Here is a 2,804-nt window from a genome sequence, read left to right on the forward strand (position 1 = left end):
ATCGCGACGAGCCAGCTGCTCACCCTCGAGCAGCTGCAGGAGCTGTTCGAGGACTGGGTCGCGGTGACCTGGCAGAACCGACCCCACAAGGCGCTGCGCGACCCCCGCAACCCTCGGCTCATGCTGGCCCCGAACCAGATGGTCGCCGCGTACCGCGAAGTCGCTCCGGAGCTGCAAGTCCCGCTCACCGCCGAGAAGTACATCGCACTGCTCCCGACCGAATGGCGTGTGATCAACCACTACGGTGTCGACATCGACCTGCGCGTCTACGACTCCACCGAGCTCGGCCCGCTGCGCAAGAAGCGGTCGCCGCACCATCGGCAGCAGGGCAAATGGCCGTTCCACGTCGACCCCTACAACCCGATGACGGTATGGCTGGAGCTCGGCGACCAGTTCCTCCCCCTCGACTGGAGGTCCCCCTACAGCGGCGCACCGATGGCCGACGAGGTATGGCGGGTCGCGCGCGCTCAGGCTGCCGCACGCGGCGAGAGCGAGCCAAGCACCGACGACCTCAACGAAGTGATGCGCCGGTTCATGTACAAAGGCAACGCCCTGCCGACGGCGCGGCAGAAGAAGCGTGCGATCAGCGCACGGACCGACCCGCTGGCGATCACCAACCAACTCCCACACATCGCACCCGCAGCCCCGCCGGGCGGCGAGCCTTCGGTTGCTGGTGACGTCGGCGACGAGGAAACCGATGTTGTCGCGGCGAAGCCGGCGTGGCCGGTCGCGGCACCGTTCGGGATGACCCGGTCGCCGGATGAGACGTGACCCCGGTGTTCGATGACCTGCTGGGAGACTTCGACTTCGACGCCCCATCCACCGACTTCGACTATGCGACCAAGGAAGGGTGGCGCGAGTTCGTCGAGTTCGTCGCCCAGCGGCCACTCTCGATCACCCTGGCCGAGTACGAGGCGATGGGCTCCTCGGAGCGTGCGCTGTTCAACATCGCACGTGAGCGCTATATGACCCTCGGCGCTCGGGTCGCAACCCCATCGCTGCGGCAGGTCGCGGTCGCGATCCGCCACGCTATGACCGACAACCGTTCCCCGGACGCCAGCAAGTCCGGGGTGATCATCTCTGGCCGGCCGGGTCTCGGGAAGACCACCGCGGTCCAGGAGTTCGGCAGGGCGTTCGAGCGAGCACGACGCCAGCGCGCCGCGGCCTCGCAACGCAATCTGATCCCCGTCGCCTACGTACCTGTACCCACACATGCGACGGCGAAGACCATGATCACCAAGCTCGCCGACTTCTACGCCATCCCGTACTCCCGCAACGCGAACTACGAGGTCCTCCTCAGCCGCGTCAGCCACGTGATGCGCGAATGTCGCACCGAGCTGGTGATCATCGACGACATCCACCGGCTGGACCTGCACTACCGCGGCAACGAGCAAGTCGCCGACGCGCTCAAGGAACTGTCCGAACGGTGTCCCGGCACGATGGTGTACGCCGGTGTCGATGTCGCCCGCAACGGCCTGTTCTGGGGCTCCCGCGGCGAGCAGATCATGGCCCGATTCGAGCTGGTCAAGTTCGACACGTACGGGACTGGCGAGACCACGGATGCCGCGGTGTGGGGGCGCATCCTCGTCGACCTCGAGGACTCCTTGTGCTTGATCTCGCAACCTGACGCGGAGATCCTCACCGTCGCTGCTGAACTCCGCGACCTATCCCGCGGTTCCATCGGCCGCGTCGCCCGAGCCGTCCGCCGCGGAGCGCGCCGCGGCATCGAACAGCACACTGAACGCCTCGACCTCGACGACGTGCTCGCGTCGCTGGCGAAAATCCGTGAATCGGAAGGCTGGATCGAGGAAGAAGAGAACCGGCCATCACCACGGCCCAAACGAGGCCGTCCCGCGCGGGCGAAATGATGAGGAAGCTCCCCGTGCTCATCGAACCCTTCACGGGAGAAACCGTCAGCAGCGTCTACCGCAGACTTACCACCCGCAACGCCGTGCCGGCCGGGGAACTGTGGACGACCCTCCGTCACGAGCGCCCGCGGCTGCCTCTACGCACGACACCAGAACTCGTGCCGCGACTGGTCGAACAACTCGCCGACCTCCCTCCCGGGTACTTCGACGGTAGCCGCTCTGACCGCCTGTTCGTCCGCTGCATTCACGCCGACTGGCGACACAACAACTGCCCGATGTGCGCGCCCCTGCCGCCTGCCGTCACGAAATGCAGGCGATGCACCGGCGGTGAACCCGTCGAGGTGCGCACCCGGATCGGAGCGGTGTGTGCGCGACACCGCAGGTGGCACTACGCGGGAGCGGACCGCGACCTCGCGCGAAGCGCCGACTTCTTTCGCGCCGAACGATGCCTCACCGGCACGCTCTGGGAACGCGGCATCGGCCCCGACACCGGCGAACTGGAACTCGCCACGACCCTCATCCGCGCCACCGAGCTCGGACAGGAGGACGAATCTCATCGAACGGCGCTTGCGCGCCACTATCCCGAAGCGGTGCGTCTCGTCGCACTGACAACAGAGCCGTGGGCGGAGCGATTCCTCGCGAACACGAACGTCGGCCCCATTCAGGTCGCCGCGCTCGTCGAAGCAGCGGTGAACGCGGTCACCGTGGGCTCGTCGCACAACGTCGACGCCGTCCGCGCTTCCTTTCACGCCGAAGGGCGCGAAGCGGTCATCGGCCTTGACCGACCCGTGCGGCTTCGGCACGGGCGGTCCCCGAGCCTCGATGAACTCGGTAAGAGAATCCTGACGTTCGCCCCGCGAGTCCGAGCCACACTCCTGCGTCACACCAACGCCCGCAAGCCTCCCACACGGCGACCGCGCCTCTCATCGAGGCATG

At 67.0% G+C, this 2,804-nt stretch carries 3 protein-coding genes; all 3 read left to right on the forward strand.

The genetic code is table 11. The features are described from left to right. Positions 1 to 771 (forward strand): hypothetical protein (locus QZV81_RS03795; protein WP_292832751.1); only part of this gene is annotated, 771 nt, incomplete at its 5' end. Next, positions 768 to 1,868, forward strand: a complete 1,101-nt coding sequence (locus QZV81_RS03800) for a TniB family NTP-binding protein (RefSeq protein ID WP_292832754.1) — start codon at positions 768 to 770, stop codon at positions 1,866 to 1,868. The genes QZV81_RS03795 and QZV81_RS03800, both read left to right, overlap by 4 nt. A 14-nt stretch (positions 1,869 to 1,882) precedes the next feature. Next, positions 1,883 to 2,804 (forward strand): hypothetical protein (locus QZV81_RS03805; RefSeq protein ID WP_292832757.1); only part of this gene is annotated, 922 nt, incomplete at its 3' end.

The organism is Microbacterium sp. (assembly GCF_011620665.1).
In the GTDB taxonomy this organism is placed as follows: domain Bacteria; phylum Actinomycetota; class Actinomycetes; order Actinomycetales; family Microbacteriaceae; genus Microbacterium.